Origin of the sequence: Azonexus sp. (genome assembly GCF_041909095.1) — a bacterium.
Taxonomy (GTDB): domain Bacteria; phylum Pseudomonadota; class Gammaproteobacteria; order Burkholderiales; family Rhodocyclaceae; genus Azonexus.
The window spans coordinates 40,673-59,414 of record NZ_JAYREB010000008.1; the positions used below are offsets into that span (position 1 = coordinate 40,673).

Annotated in this window: 13 protein-coding genes; 9 read left to right on the plus strand and 4 right to left on the minus strand. The window is 65.5% G+C overall.

From position 1 onward, the window contains the following. Positions 1-248 precede the first annotated feature (248 nt). The 9 genes from ACE3OV_RS14180 to guaD all read left to right on the plus strand — a co-directional run bounded on the left by ACE3OV_RS14180 (position 249) and on the right by guaD (position 13,812). Entirely contained in the window at positions 249-2,645 is a 2,397-nt protein-coding gene (locus tag ACE3OV_RS14180; RefSeq protein WP_374327993.1) for an ankyrin repeat domain-containing protein, read from the plus strand. Between the two features lie 172 nt (positions 2,646-2,817). Next, positions 2,818-4,308, plus strand: coding sequence for a xanthine dehydrogenase small subunit (gene xdhA / locus ACE3OV_RS14185; RefSeq protein ID WP_374327995.1), 1,491 nt, complete (start codon positions 2,818-2,820; stop codon positions 4,306-4,308). After that, positions 4,305-6,608, plus strand: coding sequence for a xanthine dehydrogenase molybdopterin binding subunit (xdhB, locus tag ACE3OV_RS14190; protein ID WP_374327997.1), 2,304 nt, complete (start codon positions 4,305-4,307; stop codon positions 6,606-6,608). The genes xdhA and xdhB overlap by 4 nt, the downstream gene beginning before the upstream one ends. Before the next feature lies 1 nt (position 6,609). Continuing rightward, positions 6,610-7,617 (plus strand): xanthine dehydrogenase accessory protein XdhC, encoded by a 1,008-nt coding sequence (gene xdhC / locus ACE3OV_RS14195; RefSeq protein WP_374328000.1) that lies wholly within the window; start codon positions 6,610-6,612, stop codon positions 7,615-7,617. 2 nt (positions 7,618-7,619) lie between these two features. Next, positions 7,620-9,152 carry an ABC transporter ATP-binding protein gene (locus tag ACE3OV_RS14200; protein ID WP_374328001.1) on the plus strand — a complete coding sequence of 511 codons (1,533 nt, stop codon included), beginning with the start codon at positions 7,620-7,622 and terminating at the stop codon, positions 9,150-9,152. Then, on the plus strand, positions 9,139-10,197 hold the full coding sequence (locus tag ACE3OV_RS14205; protein WP_374328002.1) for an ABC transporter permease: 1,059 nt from the start codon (positions 9,139-9,141) through the stop codon (positions 10,195-10,197). Before ACE3OV_RS14200 ends, ACE3OV_RS14205 begins: the two co-directional genes overlap by 14 nt. A gap of 12 nt (positions 10,198-10,209) precedes the next feature. Next, complete coding sequence (locus ACE3OV_RS14210; protein ID WP_374328004.1) at positions 10,210-11,130, plus strand: ABC transporter permease; 921 nt, start codon at positions 10,210-10,212, stop codon at positions 11,128-11,130. Beyond that, the gene (locus ACE3OV_RS14215; protein ID WP_374328005.1) at positions 11,127-12,488 is read left to right on the plus strand and encodes an 8-oxoguanine deaminase; all 1,362 of its coding nucleotides are present in this window, start codon (positions 11,127-11,129) and stop codon (positions 12,486-12,488) included. Before ACE3OV_RS14210 ends, ACE3OV_RS14215 begins: the two co-directional genes overlap by 4 nt. Position 12,489: 1 nt before the next feature. Next, positions 12,490-13,812, plus strand: coding sequence for a guanine deaminase (guaD, locus tag ACE3OV_RS14220; protein WP_374328006.1), 1,323 nt, complete (start codon positions 12,490-12,492; stop codon positions 13,810-13,812). 21 nt (positions 13,813-13,833) lie between these two features. Here the strand turns inward: guaD and ACE3OV_RS14225 are convergent, their stop codons facing one another. The 4 genes from ACE3OV_RS14225 to ACE3OV_RS14240 all read right to left on the minus strand — a co-directional run bounded on the left by ACE3OV_RS14225 (position 13,834) and on the right by ACE3OV_RS14240 (position 18,582). After that, entirely contained in the window at positions 13,834-15,819 is a 1,986-nt protein-coding gene (locus tag ACE3OV_RS14225; protein WP_374328007.1) for an ATP-binding protein, read from the minus strand. 109 nt (positions 15,820-15,928) lie between these two features. Beyond that, on the minus strand, positions 15,929-16,705 hold the full coding sequence (locus tag ACE3OV_RS14230; RefSeq protein ID WP_374328008.1) for an ABC transporter permease: 777 nt from the start codon (positions 16,703-16,705) through the stop codon (positions 15,929-15,931). 9 nt (positions 16,706-16,714) lie between these two features. After that, complete coding sequence (locus tag ACE3OV_RS14235; RefSeq protein ID WP_374328009.1) at positions 16,715-17,494, minus strand: ABC transporter ATP-binding protein; 780 nt, start codon at positions 17,492-17,494, stop codon at positions 16,715-16,717. Positions 17,495-17,553: 59 nt separating this feature from the next. Continuing rightward, the gene (locus ACE3OV_RS14240; protein ID WP_374328010.1) at positions 17,554-18,582 is read right to left on the minus strand and encodes an ABC transporter substrate-binding protein; all 1,029 of its coding nucleotides are present in this window, start codon (positions 18,580-18,582) and stop codon (positions 17,554-17,556) included. Positions 18,583-18,742 lie beyond the last annotated feature (160 nt).

Here is an 18,742-nt window from a genome sequence, read left to right on the forward strand (position 1 = left end):
CTGCTTACAACCAGGCACGAATGGCGACGATCTTTGGCTGGCGATTGAACACGGTGTAGGGCGAAATCCGCCCACCGGTTGCCGAAAGGCAGCCGAAACCCAGATATGGGGCCAAAAAAGCCGGCTGAAATACGGTTTCAAGGCCTCACAAGAGGTTTGGAATGTTCGATTCGCGTTTGTCAGAGTTCGACCGCCGGAGGCGTCAGGGGAAAATTCAACGGCCTGTTAGACAGGCTAGGGAGAATCATTTGAAACTATTCAGAACGCCCTTAAATGCTGCGCTATTGGTTTGTGCTTGGTTTAGCCAATGTGCATTGGCACAGTCAACGCCGGTGAGCGACGCCAACCGTTGCAGCGAAGCAATCGTGAAACGTGTAGGCAAGTATTTTCACCTCAGTGAATTCGCCTACCCGAGCGATGGCATGTACCCGAGCGTTGAAAACGGTGGGCTGATCGTTGCGGGTGTGTGTAAAGACTGGCCCAGAGAAAGCGGGCGAGTCATTGCTGCCTTTGCATACGACGCCGGTGTCGAGTACGAAAAGAAGTTACTAATTGCAGTGTTAGATGTCACCACCAAGAAGGTGATTGCTGCCTACAGCGGCGCCATACCTGAAGATGCGACAACGGAAGTGGATAGCTACTCTTTGAAGTTGGACGTAGCGCCTTACATACTGTCAGCTAGTACCAGAGCGTTTGGACTTCGCTTGAGTACGTTCAGGGAACGGTGTTCCTATGAAGGAGGCTTCGGCGATGAACTTATCCTCTATGTGGTGGATGACAAAGCCATTCGCCCTGTGCTTTCAGAAACCATGGCTCATTGGAGATACGCCAGAGGTAACCGTTGTGGCGGCGAAGATGTTGCACGGGTAGATGGCAATATTGTCATTTCGGTCGAACCCAGTTCGACCCATGGATTTTTCGATCTTCGTTTCACGGCAAGATCTAGCGACAATAGAAAATCGGTTAGCGCCAAAGTCAAATACAACGGCGACCACTACGACCTTCAACCCTGGCGAGACGTGTTTGGCGCGTGGTGGGACGCGGCCATTGTTGAAGATTCTCCTGCCGTATTGCTCGCCGATGCCATCGGTGCGGGAGATATTGAGCAAGTCCGCAAGATCATTGCCAAGGGAATAGACCTTGATGCCAACGATAATCCGAACTCAACGCCGTTGCAGATCGCTGCAAGCCTGGGGAAAAAGGAGATGGTCAGGCTACTGATTGACAGTGGGGCCGACGTCAATGGCAGCGCCAGATTAGGGGGAACCCCCTTGGGCGCTGCGGCCGAAAACGGATTCCTGGATGTAGTTGAACTTCTGCTGAGCAAAGGGGCTGATATCAATCGCGGGGGTTATCTGAAATCGACGCCACTGCATCTGGCTGCAACGGCCAAGCAATCAAAAATGGTTGCGCTATTGCTTTCAGAAGGTGCGAATGTGAACAAAGGCTCGGAGGCGGGAGTGACACCGTTTCACTACGCTGCAATGGCTGGCGATGTGGAAATCATGGAGATGATGATTGCAAAGGGGGCTGACATCGCGGCGAGAGATCAAAGGGGATTAACCCCTTTGCATATGGCAGTCTACTGTGGAAACAGAGCGGCTATAGAGCTGTTGATTGCAAAACACGCTGATATTGATGCCCAGGATACGGATTTGTTGACTCCATTGCATTGGGCCGCCAGTGCTGGTTGTACGGAAGCGGTCGAAGTGCTGCTAAAACGCGGGGCGGATAGTAGTGCGGCAAATTGGCAAGGTGAGACTCCATTGCAGTTAGCGATCAAATACAACAAAGCAGAAGTCGCAAAAATATTGGGTGCTAAAAGCGTCCTTGCTTCTGGGGCACTTCGCGCAAGCCAACGCGAAAAAATGAAACCTCTTTTTGAGGCGGTACGGTCAAGAAAACTTGTTGAATTACGGGTATTACTCTCCTCGGGGATAAGCATTGACACAAAATTTCAAGGCCACACGCTCTTGCATGAGGCCATAGCACAGGGCGACAAAGACATGGTTTCTTGGCTACTGGCGAAAGGGGCAAAACCGAATTCGATCGAGAGCCGTGGACTTACGCCGCTGCATTCTGCTGTGATTAAAAACCGTCTGGACTTAGTTGAGTTGCTCTTGTCGAGAAATACCGCTATAAGCCCCAAGAGCAACGACGGTAGCACTCCGCTGCACTTGGCTGTTTCAGGAAATAACGAAGATATTGCCAAATACCTTATAGCCAAAGGTGCAGAAGTCAATGCCAAGGATGTCAGGTGGAGTACGCCACTTCATTACGCGGCATCTTTAGGTGGATTGAATATGGTAAAACTGCTTTTGGCGAACAAAGCGGATGTTAAGGCGCAGGATCAGAAGGGCAGCACCCCATTGCATGACGCCGTTAACTCAGACAATACGGATATAGCAAAGTTATTACTTGAAAGCGGTTCTGAGATTGACGCACTTAGTGAAATGGGAACCGCTTTGCATGTAGCGGTGTCCAGAGTCATTCCGGTTCACGACAATCTCGACATGGTGAATTTGCTGATTGCCAAAGGTGTCGGCGTAAACGTAAAAAATGCCAACGGATTGACCGCACTGCAATCCGCGAATAGTCCTCAGCCCCACCTGATCAAGGTCTTAAAGGCGCATGGGGCGAAATGACAAGATTCCTAGGGTTTTCCATTTTGACTCTATCCGCCGGCTGAGATTGCCTGCCCGTTATCTGGCGGGCGAACCATAAGCCAGCTCACATAGTCCTTATCCATGACGGACGCTGCCCGACGCGTTTGCCCTGTGCTAACTTTGGTCCATGCCATCAACGAACTTTCCGTCCATGTCCGAACGTCCGATCCAGTTCTATTTCCGCGGCGCCATCCAGTCGGTGCAAGGGCCGGCGCCGACGCGCACGGTGCTCCAGTACCTGCGCGAGGACCTGCAGCAGACCGGCACCAAGGAAGGTTGCGCGGAAGGCGACTGCGGCGCGTGCACGGTGGTGATCGGCGAACTGGTCGGCGCGCCCGGCGCCGAGGAACTGCGCCTGCGCGCGGTCAATGCCTGCATCCAGTTCCTGCCCGCGCTCGACGGCAAGGCGCTGTTCACGGTCGAGGACCTGGCGGCTGGCGAACAACTGCACCCGGTGCAGCAGGCGCTGGTCGACCGGCACGGTTCGCAGTGCGGTTTCTGCACGCCGGGTTTCGCCATGTCGCTGTTCGCCCTCTATGAAAACCAGGACCGTTGTCCGGAACGCGACGAAATCGACCACACGCTGTCCGGCAACCTGTGTCGCTGCACCGGCTACCGGCCCATCGTCGATGCCGCGCGCGACGCCTACGCGCTGCCGCGCCGCCGCCTCGACCGCCTGCCGGTGATCGCCGCCCTGCAGAAGCTGGCCGCGCTGCCGCCGCTCGATTACCTCGGCGACGGCCGGCGCAGCCACAGCCCGCGCACCTTGGCCGAACTGGCCGAGTTACGCGAGCAACTTCCCAATGCCCGGCTAGTCGCCGGCGGCACCGACGTCGGCCTGTGGGTGACCAAGCAGGGACGCGACCTCGGCGAACTGATCCTGACCGGCGCCGTCGGCGAACTCAAGCGCATCCAGATCGGCCCCGGCCGGCTGGAAATCGGTGCCGGCGCCACCCTGACCGATGCCTTCGCGGCGCTCACCGCCTTCGAGCCGCAATGGGCCGAACTCGCTCGGCGTTTTGCCTCGACCCCGGTGAAGAACGCCGGCACGCTCGGCGGCAACGTCGCCAACGGCTCGCCCATCGGCGATTCGATGCCGGCGCTGATCGCCCTCGGCGCGCGCATCGTGCTGCAGCGCGGCGCGGCGACGCGGGAAATGGCGCTGGAAGACTTCTACCTCGATTACCAGAAGACGGCGCTGCAGACCGGCGAGTTCGTCCGCGCGCTCGTCCTCGACGCGCCGGCCGCCGGGCTGCAACGCCATTTCCGCAGCTACAAGGTGGCCAAGCGGCTGGACCAGGACATCTCGGCGGTCGCCTGCGGGCTGGCCGTCCATATCGACGACGAAGGCTGCATCCGCCGCGCCCGCCTCGCCTTCGGCGGCATGGCCGCGACGCCGAAACGGGCGGCCGCCGCCGAAGCGGCGCTGCTTGGCCGGCCCTGGGACGCCGCCGCCGTGCGCCGGGCGATGGACGCGCTGGGCAGCGACTTCGCCCCCTTCACCGATGTGCGCGCGAGCAGCGCCTACCGCCTGAGCGTCGCCGCCAACCTGCTGCAACGCTTCTGGCTGGAAACCTCGGGCGCCAGCACGCCGGTGCGCCTCGCCGCGCTGGCGCCGATTGCCCCGGAGGACAAGGCATGAGCACCTCGCTGATCGGCCGCCCGCTGCCGCACGAAAGCGCCCGCCTGCACGTCAGCGGCAAGGCGCACTACGTCGACGACCTGCCGCAAGCCGCCGGCACGCTGCACGCGGCGCCCGGTTTATCGACCGTCGCCCGTGGCCGCATCCGCAGCATGGACCTCAGCGCCGTGCGCAGCTTTCCCGGCGTGCGCGCCGTGCTCACCGCCGCCGACATTCCCGGCGACAACAACTGTGGGCCGATCCTGCACGACGACCCCATCCTCGCTGCCGACACGGTCAGCTTTTTCGGCCAGCCGGTCTTCGTCGTCGCCGCCGACACGCGCGACATCGCCCGCCGGGCGGCGCGTCTGGCCAAGATCGACTACGAGAGCGAGCCGCCGATCCTCGACATGGACGCGGCGATTGCCGCCGAATCCTGGGTGCTGCCGCCGTTTGCCATGCAGCGCGGCGCCGTCGACGCCGCCTTTGCCGGCGCGCCGCACCGGCTGAGCGGCAGCGCCGTGCTCGGCGGCCAGGAGCATTTCTACCTCGAAGGCCAGATTTCCTATGCCCAGCCGGGCGACGACGGCACGTTGCACGTGCTCTGCTCGACCCAGCACCCGACCGAGATGCAGCAGATGGTCGCCCACTGCCTGGGCTGGCGCGCCCACCGGGTCAGCGTCGAATGCCGGCGCATGGGCGGCGCCTTCGGCGGCAAGGAATCGCAGTCGGCGCAATGGGCCTGCCTCGCCGCGCTGCTTGCGGTCAATACCGGCAAACCGGTCAAACTGCGCCTCGACCGCGACGACGACATGGTCGCCACTGGCAAGCGCCACCCCTACCGCTACCAGTGGGAAAGCGCTTTCGATGACAGCGGCCGTCTGCTCGGCCTGCGCCTTGAATTCGCGTCCGACTGCGGCCACTCGGCCGACCTCTCGGGGCCGGTCAACGACCGCACCATCTGCCACATCGACAACGCCTACTACCTCGACGCGGTGGCCCTGAAGAGCCTGCGCTGCAAGACCAACCGCGTTTCCAACACGGCGTTTCGCGGTTTCGGCGGGCCACAGGGGATGTTCGTCATCGAGAACGTGCTCGACGACATCGCGCGCCACCTGGGGCGCGATCCGCTGGCCATCCGCCGCGCCAACTTCTACGACGTCGAACCGGGCGCGCGCAGCAGCACGCCCTACGGCATGACCGTCGAGGACAACGTCGCCCCGGCGCTGGTCGCCGAACTCGAACGCGATTGCGCTTACGCCGCCCGCCGCGCGGCGATCGCCGCCTTCAACGCCGGCAGCCCGGTCTTGAAGCGCGGCATTGCGCTGACCCCGGTCAAGTTCGGCATCTCGTTCAACGCCACGCATTACAACCAGGCCGGCGCGCTGGTCCATGTCTATACCGACGGCAGCGTGCTCGTCTCGCACGGCGGCACCGAAATGGGCCAGGGCTTGTACACCAAGGTGCGCCAGATCGTCGCCCACGAATTCGGCCTGCCTTTCGACGACGTCCGCCTCTCGTCCACCGACACCCGGCGCGTTGCCAACACCTCGGCCACTGCGGCCTCCAGCGGCACCGACCTCAACGGCAAGGCGGCGCAGGCGGCGTGCAACAACATCAAGGCACGGCTCGCCGCCTTCGTCAGCGAACTGACCAACGGCGCGGTCGCCGCCGCCGATGTGCAATTTGCCGATGGCCGCGTGCGGGCCGGCAGCGCTTTCGACGAAGCCTTCGCCGACCTCGTCATGCGCGCCTACCGCGCCCGCATCCAGTTGTGGGACGCCGGTTTCTACAAGACGCCAAAAATCCATTTCGACCCGGTGACCAAGCTCGGCCGCCCCTTCTTCTACTTCGCCTACGGCGCCGCCTGCTGCGAAGTGGCCATCGACACGCTGACCGGCGAGAGCCGCGTGCTGCGCGTGGACATCCTCCACGACGCCGGCCGCTCGATCAATCCGGCGCTCGACATCGGCCAGATCGAAGGCGGCTTCGTCCAGGGCATGGGCTGGCTGACCAGCGAGGAACTGTGGTGGCGGCCGGACGGCAAGCTGATGAGCCACGCCCCGTCGACCTACAAGATCCCGACCGCCAGCGACCTGCCGGACGTGTTCAACGTCCGCCTCTACGACAACGCCAACGTCGAGGACAGCATCCACCGCTCGAAGGCGGTCGGCGAACCGCCGTTCATGCTCGCCCTCTCGGTGTACCAGGCGCTGCGCGACGCGGTTGCCGCCGCGCTGCCGGCCGGCCAGCCCTTGCAGCTCGACGCGCCGGCAACGCCGGAAGCGATCCTCCGTGCACTCGCCGGCGGGAGAAGCTGAGATGGCTGCCGACTGGGTCGCGCCGCTCGCCGCCCGCCTCACTGCCGGCGAGGATGTCGTGCTGGTCAGCGTCGCCGCCGTCCAGGGCTCGGCGCCGCGCGACGCCGGGACGACCATGCTGGTCGGCGCCAGCGACACCGAACTGACCATCGGCGGCGGCCACCTCGAATGGCAGGCGACCGCCCACGCCGACCGCCTGCGCGCCGCTGGCGGTCGGCCGCAGGTGGTGCGCTACGCGCTCGGCGCCGGGCTCGGCCAGTGTTGCGGCGGCGTCGTCTGGCTGGCTTATGAATTGATCCCCGCCAGCGCGGCTGCCGCCTGGGCGCAGCGCAGCGCCGCGCTGGCCGGCGGCGCCCGCCTGCAACGCCGGCTGGCCGCCGGCGATACGGCATCGACCTGGCACACCGGCGCCGCCGCCTGCGCCACCGCGCTGCTCGGCGGGCCGGAGGACTGGCATTTCGTGCAGGACATCGCCGGCAGCGCCTTCCCGGTGTGGATTTTCGGCGCCGGCCACGTCGGCCGCGCGCTGGTCCGCCAGTTGCAGCCGCTCGGCGCCGCCGTCACCTGGATCGACACGCGCGACGAGGCTTTTGCCGGATTCGACACCAGCGGGATCGACATCCGCACCACTGACCTGCCCGAATCCGAAGTGGCGCAGGCGCCGGCCGGCACCTTCTTCGTCGTCATGACGCACAGCCACGCGCTCGATTTCTCGCTGTGCGAGGCGATCTTCCGCCGCCGCGATTTCGCCTACTTCGGCCTGATCGGCTCGCGCAGCAAGCGCGCCGGCTTCGAACGCCGTTTCATCGACCGCGGCCTCGATCCGCGGCGTCTGGCCGAGCTGACCTGCCCAATCGGCATCCCCGGCATCGTCGGCAAGGAACCGGCGGCGATTGCCCTGGCGGTTGCCGCCGAACTGCTCAGCCTGCATCATGCACGCCAATTGCTGCACCAGGCCGGCCGTCCGCGCCTGAGTACCGCCCCCGTTCGCCCCGACCAGCCGGAGTAAGCATGAGCCCGCCCGAAGCCCGTCTCAAGTTGTTGCACATCAGCAAGCGCTACCCCAGCGTCGTCGCCAACGACGACGTCAGCCTGAGCGTGATGCCCGGCGAGATCCACGCCATCCTCGGCGAAAACGGCGCCGGCAAGAGCACGCTGATGAAGATCATCTACGGCGCGGTCAAGGCCGACAGCGGCGAGATGCTCTGGGACGGCCGTCAGGTCGCCGTCGCCAACCCGGCGCAGGCGCGCAAGCTGGGCATCGGCATGGTGTTCCAGCACTTCTCGCTGTTCGAGACGCTGAGCGTGGTCGAGAACATCGCCCTGGTCCTCGACGAGCCTTTCGACCTCGCCGGGCTGGCGGTGCGGGTCAAGGAAGTTTCCGAACGCTACGGCCTGCCGCTCGACCCGCACCGGCGGGTGCATAGCCTGTCGGTCGGCGAACGGCAGCGGGTCGAGATCGTCCGCTGCCTGCTGCAAGACCCGAAGCTCTTGATCCTCGACGAGCCGACCTCGGTGCTCACGCCGCAGGCGGTGCAGAAGCTGTTCGAGACTTTGCGCCGGCTGGCTTCCGAAGGCGTTTCCATCCTCTACATCAGCCACAAGCTGCACGAAATCAAATCGCTGTGCGACAGCGCGACCATCATGCGCGGCGGCAAGGTGACCGGCAACGCGATCCCGCGCGAGGAAACGCCGGCTTCGCTGGCACGCCTGATGATCGGCCGCGAACTGCCGGTCTGCGAGGCGCCGCCCTACCACGGCCCGGTCCATCCGGTGCTCGAGGTCGACCGCCTCAGCGTAACGTCCGACGATCCTTTCGGCACCTCGCTGCACCACGTCTCGCTGACCGTGAATGCCGGCGAGATCGTCGGCATCGCCGGTATTTCCGGCAACGGCCAGGCCGAGCTGCTGGCCGCGCTGTCCGGCGAGAAGACGGTGGATCGCGAAGCCATCTGGCTGGCCGGCGAAGCGATCGGCCACCTCGACGCCGGCCACCGCCGCGACCGCGGGCTGGTCTTCGTTCCCGAGGAACGCCTGGGGCGCGGCGCGGTACCGGCGCTGCCGCTGGATCGCAACGCGCTGCTCACCGGCCACCGCCAGGGCATGAAGCGCTGGGGGCTGGTTGCCTTCGACAAGGCGCAGGCTTTCGCCGAGCAGTGCATCGCCCGCTTCGACGTGCGCTGCGGGGGCAGCGGCGCCGCCGCCCGCTCGCTGTCAGGCGGCAACCTGCAGAAATTCATCGTCGGCCGCGAGATCATGCTGGCGCCCAAACTGATGATCGTCGCCCAGCCGACCTGGGGCGTCGATGTCGGCGCCTCGGCCTTCCTGCGCCAGACGCTGCTCGACCTGTCGCGCACCGGCGTCGCCATCCTGGTCATTTCCGAGGAGCTTGAAGAATTGTTCGAAATCAGCGACCGCATCGCCGTCCTCGCCGCCGGCCGCCTGTCGGCGCCGCAGCCGCGCGAGCAGGCCGACGCCGAGTCGGTCGGCCTGCAGATGGCCGGCCTGTTCACCGAAGGGGAGACCAGCCATGCATCTGCTTGAACCCCGCGCCCAGCCGTCGCAGTTGATGCGCTGGACGGCGCCGCTGATCGCCATCGTCGCCACGCTGCTGGTCGGCTCCGTGCTGTTCGAGGCGCTCGGCAAGTCGCCGCTCGAATCCTTCCACGTCTTCTTCGTTGAACCGCTGACCACCAGCTACGGCTGGAGCGAACTGCTGCTCAAGGCCTGCCCGCTGATCCTCATCGCCCAGGGCCTGGCCATCGGCTTCAAGGCGCGCATCTACAACATCGGCGCCGAAGGCCAGTTGATCGTCGGCGCGCTGTGCGGCGGCGGCATCGGCATCGCCTACGGCGAAACCGGCGGCGCCTGGGTGCTGCCGGCGATGGTCCTTGCTGGCGCAATCGGTGGCGCGCTGTGGGGCGCCATCCCGGCGCTGCTCAAGACGCGCTTCAACGCCGAGGAAACGCTGACCACGCTGATGCTGACCTACGTCGCCACGCACCTGCTGTCCTACCTGATGCACGGCCCCTGGCGCGACCCGGAGGGGATGAACTTCCCGCAGTCGGTGATGTTCGGCGATGCGGCGCTGTTCGGGTTGCTGGCCGAGGGCATGCGGATCAACAGTTCGCTGTGGATCGTCATCTTCGCGGTGCTCGCCTTCTGGCTGTTCAACGCCAAAAGTTTCCTCGCCTACCGCCTCGAAGTCGGCGGCCAGGCGCCGGCCGCGGCGCGCTACGCCGGTTTTCCGGCGAAGCAGACGGTGTGGTTCAGCCTGGTCGTTTCCGGGATGACCGCCGGCCTCGCCGGGGTCGGCGAGATCGCCGGGCCGGTCGGCCAGTTGAACCTCAACATCTCGCCCGGCTACGGCTTCGCGGCCATCATCGTCGCCTACCTCGGCCGCCTGCATCCGCTCGGCATCGTGCTCGCCGGCGGCCTGATGGCGCTGATCTACCTGGGCGGCGAAGCGGCGCAACTGAGCCTGCAGATGCCGGCGGCGATCACCGGCATCTTCCAGGGCATGCTGCTGTTCTTCCTGCTCGGCGCCGACGCCTTCATCGACAACCGCCTGCGCCGCCGCGCCCGCTGACCGGAGACCGCGATGCTCGACTACCTGCCCCTGATCCTCGCCGGCACCCTCGCCGCCGCCACTCCGCTGATCTTCGCCGGCCTCGGCGAACTGGTCGCTGAACGCAGCGGCGTCATCAATCTCGGCGTCGAAGGCATGATGCTGATCGGCGCCATCGCCGGTTTCGCCGCCGCTGCCGAAAGCGGCCACGGCGTCGCCGCCGGGCTGCCGGCCGGCGCCCTGGCCGGCGCCGCGGCGGCCGCCGTGTTCGGCTTCTTCGCCCTGTCGCTGGCCGCCAACCAGGCCGCCTGCGGGCTCGCCCTGACCATCTTCGGCATCGGCCTCTCGGCCTTCATCGGCCAGCATTACGTCAGCTACAGCCTGCCCGGCCTGCAAGCGATTGCCATCCCGCTGCTCGCCGACATCCCGCTGCTCGGCCCAGCCTTGTTCAAGCAGGACTGGGTGGTCTACCTGTCGCTTGCCACCTTCGCGCTGGTCGCCTGGACCCTCGCCAAAACCCGCCTCGGCCTGCTGCTCAAGGCGGTCGGCGAAGCGCCGGACGCCGCCCACGCCATCGGCTACCCGGTGATCGCCATCCGCTACGGCGCGGTGGTCTTCGGCGGCGCCATGGCCGGCATCGCCGGCGCCTACCTATCCACGGTCTATACGCCGCTGTGGGTCCAGAACATGAGCGCCGGGCGCGGCTGGATCGCCGTCGCGCTGGTCGTCTTCGCCACCTGGAAGCCGACCCGGCTGATGCTCGGCGCCTACCTGTTCGGCTTCGTCACCATCCTGCAGTTCCACGCCCAGGGTCTCGGCATCGAGGTGCCGGTGCAACTGCTGGCGGCGCTACCTTACCTGGCCACCATCATCGTGCTGGTCGTCATCTCGCGCGACCGCAAGCTGCTGCAACTGAACCTGCCGGCTTCGCTGGGTAAGCCCTTCCTGCCATGACCACTCTGCTACTCAGGGACGCCGATGTCCTCGTCACCATGGACGCAACCCGCCGCGAAATCCCCGGCGGCGGCGTCTTCATCCGCGACGGCGTGATCGAGGCGGTCGGCCCGAGCGCCGAGCTGCCGGCCACCGCCGATCAAGTGATCTCGCTGGCCGGCACGGTCGCCCTGCCCGGCCTGGTGAACACCCATCACCACATGTACCAGAGCCTGACCCGCGCCATCCCCGGCGCCCAGGACGCCGAACTGTTCGGCTGGCTGCGCCGGCTCTACCCGATCTGGGCCGGGCTGACGCCGGAAATGATCCGCGTGTCGACGCTAACCGCAATGGCCGAGCTGATCCTCTCCGGCTGCACGACCTCCAGCGACCATCTCTACCTCTACCCGAACGGCAGCCGGCTCGACGATTCCATCGAAGCCGCGGCGACCATCGGCATGCGCTTTCACGCCGCGCGCGGCAGCATGAGCGTCGGCGAAAGCCAGGGCGGCCTGCCGCCGGATCGTCTCGTGGAAAACGAAGCGGCCATCCTCAAGGACACGCAGCGCCTGATCGAAACCTGGCACGACCCCAAGCGCCACGCCATGCAGCGCATCGTCGTCGCGCCCTGCTCGCCTTTCTCGGTCAGCCGCGAGCTGATGCGCGACGCCGCCGAACTGGCGCGCAGCTACGGCGTTTCGCTGCATACGCATCTCGCCGAAAACGACAACGACGTCGCCTACAGCCGCGAGAAGTTCGGCATGACGCCGGCCGAATACGCCGAATCGCTCGGCTGGGTCGGCCACGACGTCTGGCACGCCCACTGCGTCAAGCTCGACGCGCCGGGCATCAGCCTGTTCGCCCGCAGCGGCACCGGCGTCGCCCACTGCCCGTGCTCGAACATGCGCCTGGCTTCAGGCATCGCGCCGATTCCGGCGATGCGCGCCGCCGGCGTTAACGTCGGCCTCGGCGTCGACGGCTGCGCCTCGAACGACGCCGCCCACCTGCTCGGCGAAGCCCGGCAGGCGATGCTACTCGCCCGCGTCGGCCATGGCCCGGCGGCGATGAGCGCCCGCCAGGCGCTGGAACTTGCGACGCTGGGCGGCGCGAAGGTCCTCAACCGCGACGACATCGGCGCGCTCGCACCGGGCATGAGCGCGGATATCGTCGCCTTTCCGACCGGCGGCCTCGACCTGGCCGGCGCCGCCGTGCACGACCCGGTCGCCGCGCTGGTCTTCTGCACGCCGCAGACCGTGCGCCACTCGATCATCAACGGCAAGCCGGTGGTCGCCGACGGCCACCTGCTGCCGCTCGACCTGCCGCCGCTGGTTGCCGAACACAACCGGCTGGCGCGGCAACTGGCCAACACCGCGCACTGACATGAACCTCACCCGCAAACAACTGGTCTTCGGCCGCGTCCTCCACTTCCTTGCCGACCCCGGCGAACAGGACGCCGCCGACAGCTACGAATACTTTCCCGACGGCGCGCTGTGGATCGTCGCCGGCCGCATCGCCGCCGCCGGCCCGCGCGCGGCGGTGGAAGCCGGCATCGCCCCGGCCGAACGCGCCGCCGCCGAGGTCATCGACTACGGCGACCAGTTGATCCTGCCCGGCCTGGTCGACACCCATTGCCATTACCCGCAGTCGGCGGTGATCGCCTCCTTCGGCCGGCAATTGCTCGACTGGCTCAACGACTACACCTTCCCGGCCGAAACCGCCTTCGCCGATCCGGAAGTCGCCGCCAGAACCGCCGATTACTTCCTCGACCGCCTGCTCGCCCACGGCACGACCACCGCCGCCGTCTTCTCGACGGTGCATGCCGGCTCGGTCGACGCCTTCATGGCCGGCGCGGAAAAACGCCGGCTGCGCATGTTGACCGGCAAGGTCATGATGGACCGCCACGCGCCGCCCGCGCTGTGCGACACCGTCGCCGACGCCGAGCGCGACTGCGTCGCGCTGATCGAACGCTGGCACGGCAAGGGCCGCTTGCGCTACTGCGTGACGCCGCGCTTCGCGCCGACCTCGACCCCGGCCCAACTCACGCTGGCCGGCGAGCTGTACCGGAGCAAACCGGACCTGCACGTGCAGTCACACCTGGCCGAAAATCCCGACGAGATCGCCTGGGTCAAATCGCTGTTCCCGGAAGCGCGCGATTACCTCGACGTCTACGACCGCCACGGCCTGCTCGGCCCGCGCAGCATCTACGGCCACTGCATCCACCTGTCGCCGGCCGAAGCCGCGCGCCTGGCCGAAACCGGCACCGCCGCCGCCTTCTGCCCGACCTCCAACCTCTTCCTCGGCAGCGGCTTCTTCAACCACGCCGTCGCTGTCGACGCCGGCATCCGCGTCGGCCTGGCCACCGACGTCGGTGGCGGCACCTCGTTCAGCATGCTGCGCACGCTCGATGAAGCCTACAAGGTCTCGCAAGTCCACCGCCGCCCGCTACCGCCGCTGCGCGCCTGGTTCCTCGCCACGCTGGGCGGCGCCCGGGCGCTCTACCTCGACGACTTCATCGGCAACTTCACCGCCGGCAAGGAAGCCGACTTCATCGTCCTCAACCCGCGCGCGACGCCGGAACTCGAATTCCGGCTGGAAAAGACCGACGAACTGGCGGCCACGCTGTTCGCGCTGATGATCCTCGGCGACGAACGCTGCGTGACGGCGACGCATGTGCTGGGGGAAAGGGTCGTCCGCCAGCGCTGAGCCAGCAGCGGCAAGAGCCTGCTACTCCCTGCAACTGCGCGTCAGCCAGTGGGCCAGGGTGAGGAAGAGGCGCTCGGGGTCGACCGGTTTGCTGACGTGGTCGTCCATGCCGGCGTCGAGGCAGGTCTTGCGGTCTTCGTCGAAGGCGTTGGCGGTCATCGCGACGATCGGCGTATGCCGGTTCATTTCCCCGTCGCGGATGGCGCGGGTGGCATCGAGGCCGTTCATGTTGGGCATCTGCATGTCCATCAGGATCAGTCCATAGGGACGGCAGTTTGCCAGCTCGACCGCGACCCGGCCATCTTCTGCGAGATCGACAACGAAACCGGCGTCTTCGAGCAGACCGCGCGATACTTCCTGATTGATCGGTTCATCTTCGGCGAGCAGCACCCGCACGCCAGCGAAATCCTGCCAGTACGTGCTCTCGCCGGCAGCACCGGCAGCCACCTGGCCGACGGGCAGCGGATGGTTTGAAACCCTGGCCAGCCAGACGGAAAAATGGAAGGTGCTACCTTGCCCCGGCTCGCTGTCGACACCCACTTCACCGCCCATCAGGCGTACCAGTTGCTTGCAGATCGCCAGCCCAAGGCCGGAACCGCCGTACTTGCGGGTCATCGAACTGTCGGCCTGCTCGAAGGCTTCAAAGAGGCGTTGCTGTTCGACCGGCGCAATGCCGATGCCGGTATCTTCGACCTCGAAACGCAACTGCATGCGCTGGGTCTCGTCGGCAAGCTGACGAACGCGCAGGGTGACACTGCCGCTGGCGGTGAATTTGACTGCATTGCCAGCCAGGTTGAGCAGCACCTGGCCGAGGCGCAGCGGATCGCCCCGGAAAACCAGGCCGGCCAGCTCGTCTGCGAGATCGACGCGCAGCTGCAGGCCCTTTTCGGCGACCCGCTCGGCCATCAGGCTGGTGACGTTTTCCAGGACTTCGCCAAGGCGGAATTCGATGCTCTCCAGCACCAGGCGTTCGGCTTCGATCTTCGACAAGTCGAGGATGTCATTGATCACGGCGAGCAGGATCTTCGACGACTGCCTCGCCTTCAGCAGTTGTTCGCGAACCTTCGGGTCGCTGCTGCGCCTGAGGGCAAGGTCGAGCATGCCCATGATGCCGTTCATCGGCGTGCGCAGTTCATGGCTCATGTTGGCGAGGAAGGTGCTCTTCGCCCGGCTTGCTGTCTCGGCCGCTTCCTTGGCTACGGAAAGCGCCGCCGTCCGTTCGGCAACCTGGGATTCCAGACGGTCGCGATGGCGCAGCAGTTCCTGTTGCGCGATTTCACGCTCGCCTTCCCAGCGGATCGACATGCGGGCGCCAAAGGCGATGCCGGCGAGACCGAGCAGCCAGATCAGGGCGTGGCTCACAGCGAGTTGCCGACGCGAATCGGCGATCCGTTCCATATAGGGCGCCAACGGCAGGTTCAGACCGGTGGCACCGCGCATGTCGCCCTTCTTGTAGCCGAGGATGGCGTGACATTTCAGGCAGCCTTCTTCCATGTACATGGCGCGCAGGTAACGCAGGTAGGGCTGGCCGCCGATCTCGTTCGTTTCCCAGACCTCGCTGCGCTCGCCCCGGGTGAAGGCTTCGAGTTGCCGGCGCTCCCAGTCGTCCGGCGCGTTGCCGGGATTCAGGTATTTGAGACCGGTGATCCGCCCGCGGATACCGTAGGCCTCGGCGTACATGTCCATCATCTGGCGCAGCATCGACGCCGGATTGAGCAGGGTGAGCTGGCGACCGTCGGTCGTCGTGACATCGCGTCCCGGCACATGGGACAGCCAGGGCACCGATTTCTGGGTTTCGGTGATCGGCACATAAACACCGCCGTGGTAGGTCCCCCAGCGACGGAAGGAAATATCCTTGTTGAGGTTGGCGCGCGCCTCGGCATAGGCCATCGACATCGCCCGCTTGCCGACCTGCTGCAGATTCCAGACGAGCGAAAGCACCAGTACCACGGTCCAGATGACCGCGGCCAGGAGAGACAGGCGCAGCGTCGGGTTGCGGAAAGCCATTGGGGCACCACCCTGAATTCAGACCAAAAGGATGATTCCGGACGAATATACCCCGATGACAACGACTTTCCCACCCTTTCAGACGAGCGGCGTCACGCCAGCCCCAAACTCAACCCGGCGCGTTCGGGTTGCGGTGCGCCCAGCCGGTGAGGCGCTTCTCGGCCAGCGCGAAGAGTTCGTACATGACGACGCCCATGACGCCGATGACGATCAGCCCGGCGAAGACGAGCGGCATGTTCATCGACGAGCTGGCCGACATCATCAGGTAGCCGATGCCGAGGTTGGAAGCGACCGTCTCCGAAATCACCGAGCCGACGAAGGCGAGCGTGATCGCCACCTTCAGCGAGGCGAAGAAGAAGGGCAAGGAACGCGGAATGCCGACCTTGACCAGGATCTGCCAGCGGCGGGCGCCGAGCGAACGCAGCACGTCTTCCAGCTCCGGTTCCAGCGTCGCCAGCCCGGTGGCGACGTTGACCACGACCGGAAAGAAGGAGATCAGGAAGGCGGTGAGGATGGCCGGGATGGTGCCGATGCCGAACCAGACGACGAGCACCGGCACGAAGGCGACCTTGGGAATGCTGTTGAAGCCGACCAGCAGCGGGTAGCAGGCCTTGTACACCAGCGGCGAGGCGCCGACGGCGAGGCCGAGCAGCATGCCGACGACAACGGCGAGGGCGAAGCCGGCGAGTGTCGTCCATAGCGTCTGCAGCGCGTGCATCATGATCGGCCCGGCGTATTCGAGGCCGGAAGCCCAGATCGCGCTCGGCGCCGGCATCAGGTAGTCGGGAATTTTCAGGCCGCTGCAGATGATTTCCCAGACCAGGAAAATGGCGACGGTGAGCAGCCAGGGCGCGGCCTTGATGGCGGTGGAGGTTTTGATGGCCATGGGGATTCCTCAGGATTCGCGGATGCGGCCGATGTGGTCGCGCAGTTCATGCACGTAGGCGGCGAAAGTGTCGGTGTAGGTGACATCGAGCGGGCGCGGGCGCGGCAGCTCGATTTCCTTGCGTACCAGGATGCGGCCCGGGCGCTTGCTCATCACGTAGACGGTATCGGCGAGGAAGACCGCCTCGCGCAGGTCGTGGGTCACCAGGATGACGGTGAACGGCTTCTCCTGCCAGAGGTCGCGCAGCATGCACCAGAGTTCCTCGCGGGTGAAGGCGTCGAGCGCGCCGAAAGGCTCGTCGAGCATCAAGAGGCGCGGCTGGTGGATCAGCGCGCGGCAGATCGACGCCCGCTGCTGCATGCCGCCGGACAGCTCCCAGGGGAACTTGTCGCCGTAGCCGGCCAGGCCGACGCGGGCGAGCAGCGCTTCGGCGTCGGCGGTGTATTGCGCCTTTTCCTTCTTCAGATTGCTGCGGAAGGGTTCGACGATTTCCAGCGGCAGCATCACGTTGTCCAGCGTGCTGCGCCAGGGCAGCAGGTTGGCGGCCTGGAAGGCCATGCCGACGATCTTCAGCGGCCCGCCAACCTCGCGGCCATCGACGAAGACGTAACCGTTGCTCGGCGGCTTGAGGCCGGAAACCAGCTTCATCAGCGTGGATTTGCCGCAGCCGGACGGACCGACGACGGCGACGAATTCGCCTTCGCGGATGTCCAGGCTGACCTCCTCGATGGCGTTGGCGCCGCCCGGCGCGTAGGCCAGGCTGACGTTCTCGAACTTGACGAAAGACATGCGGATTCCCTATTGGTGACAGCGTCGACCGGCGGCGGCTGCCGCCGGCCCGGGGCGCCTTACTTGAGCGCGCGTTCGGCGGCCGCCGGCAGGAAGGCGGCGTTGAACAGCTCGGCGGCCTTCGGCGTCGTCGGCAGACCGTAGGCTTCGACGGTTTCGGCCAGCGAGCGCTGCAGGCGCTCGGCGGTGACGGCACCGAGCCCGTTTGCTTTCACTTCCGGCGTGATCACGCTCGATTCGAGCGCCAGCTTGAGACGGCGGGTTTCCAGCGCGACGTTGATCAGCGGATCGCGTTCCTTGACGTAGGCGATGGCGGCGTCCGGGTTGGCGATGGTTTCCTTGAGCGCCTTGTTGAAGGCGCGCAGCAGGCCAGCCACCGCCTTGGGCTGCTCGGCGAGCATCTTCGGGCTGGCGATGATCGCGTTGCCGTACAGCGCGACACCGTGGTCCGGGTACTTCAGGGCGACGATGTCCTCCGGCTTGGCCCCGCGCGCTTCCAGGTTGAGCAGGCTGGTGAAGTAGAAACCGGTGATGCCATCCACGTCGCCGCGCGCCAGCAGGGTCTCGCGCAGCGCCGGTTCGACGCTCTGCCACTTGACCGCGTCGACCGCCAGTTTGTTGGACTTGGCGAAAGCCGGCCAGGCCTTGCGCCCGGCGTCGAAGACCGGCGCCGCCAGCGTCTTGCCGACGAGGTCGGCAGGCTTCGTGATGCCCGACTTCTTCAACACGAAGACGGCAGCCGGCGTCGCGTTGTACACCATGTAGACGGCCTGGATCTTCGAACCCGGCGTCTTCGCGTCGTGCTCGACCAGCGCGTTGAAGTCGGCAAAGCCCATCTCGTAGGCGCCGGTGGCAACGCGCGTCACCGCGCCGGCCGAGCCGGAACCCGAGTCGATCTCGACATCCAGCCCTTCGGCCGCGAAGTAACCCTTGGCCTTGGCCAGCAGGAAAGGCGCCGACGGCCCTTCAAAACGCCAGTCCAGCGTGAACTTGAGTTTCAGCGGCGCCTGAGCGAGCGCGGGGGCAGTCAGGCAGGCGAGACCGGCGGCAAGCAGCAGGCGGCGGCAGGCATTGAAGGGAACGGACATGAGCGATTCTCCTGAACGGTTTGTAATGGCCGTCCCTACGCAATCGCCGTGCCAAACAACAAGCCACTGTTTTAAAGGAATATTTTTAGCAAGCGAATTTTCCGGACTGGTGCCTGAGTGCCCGACGGGCGGTTTTTCCCGAATCTGGCGGAAAAACGCG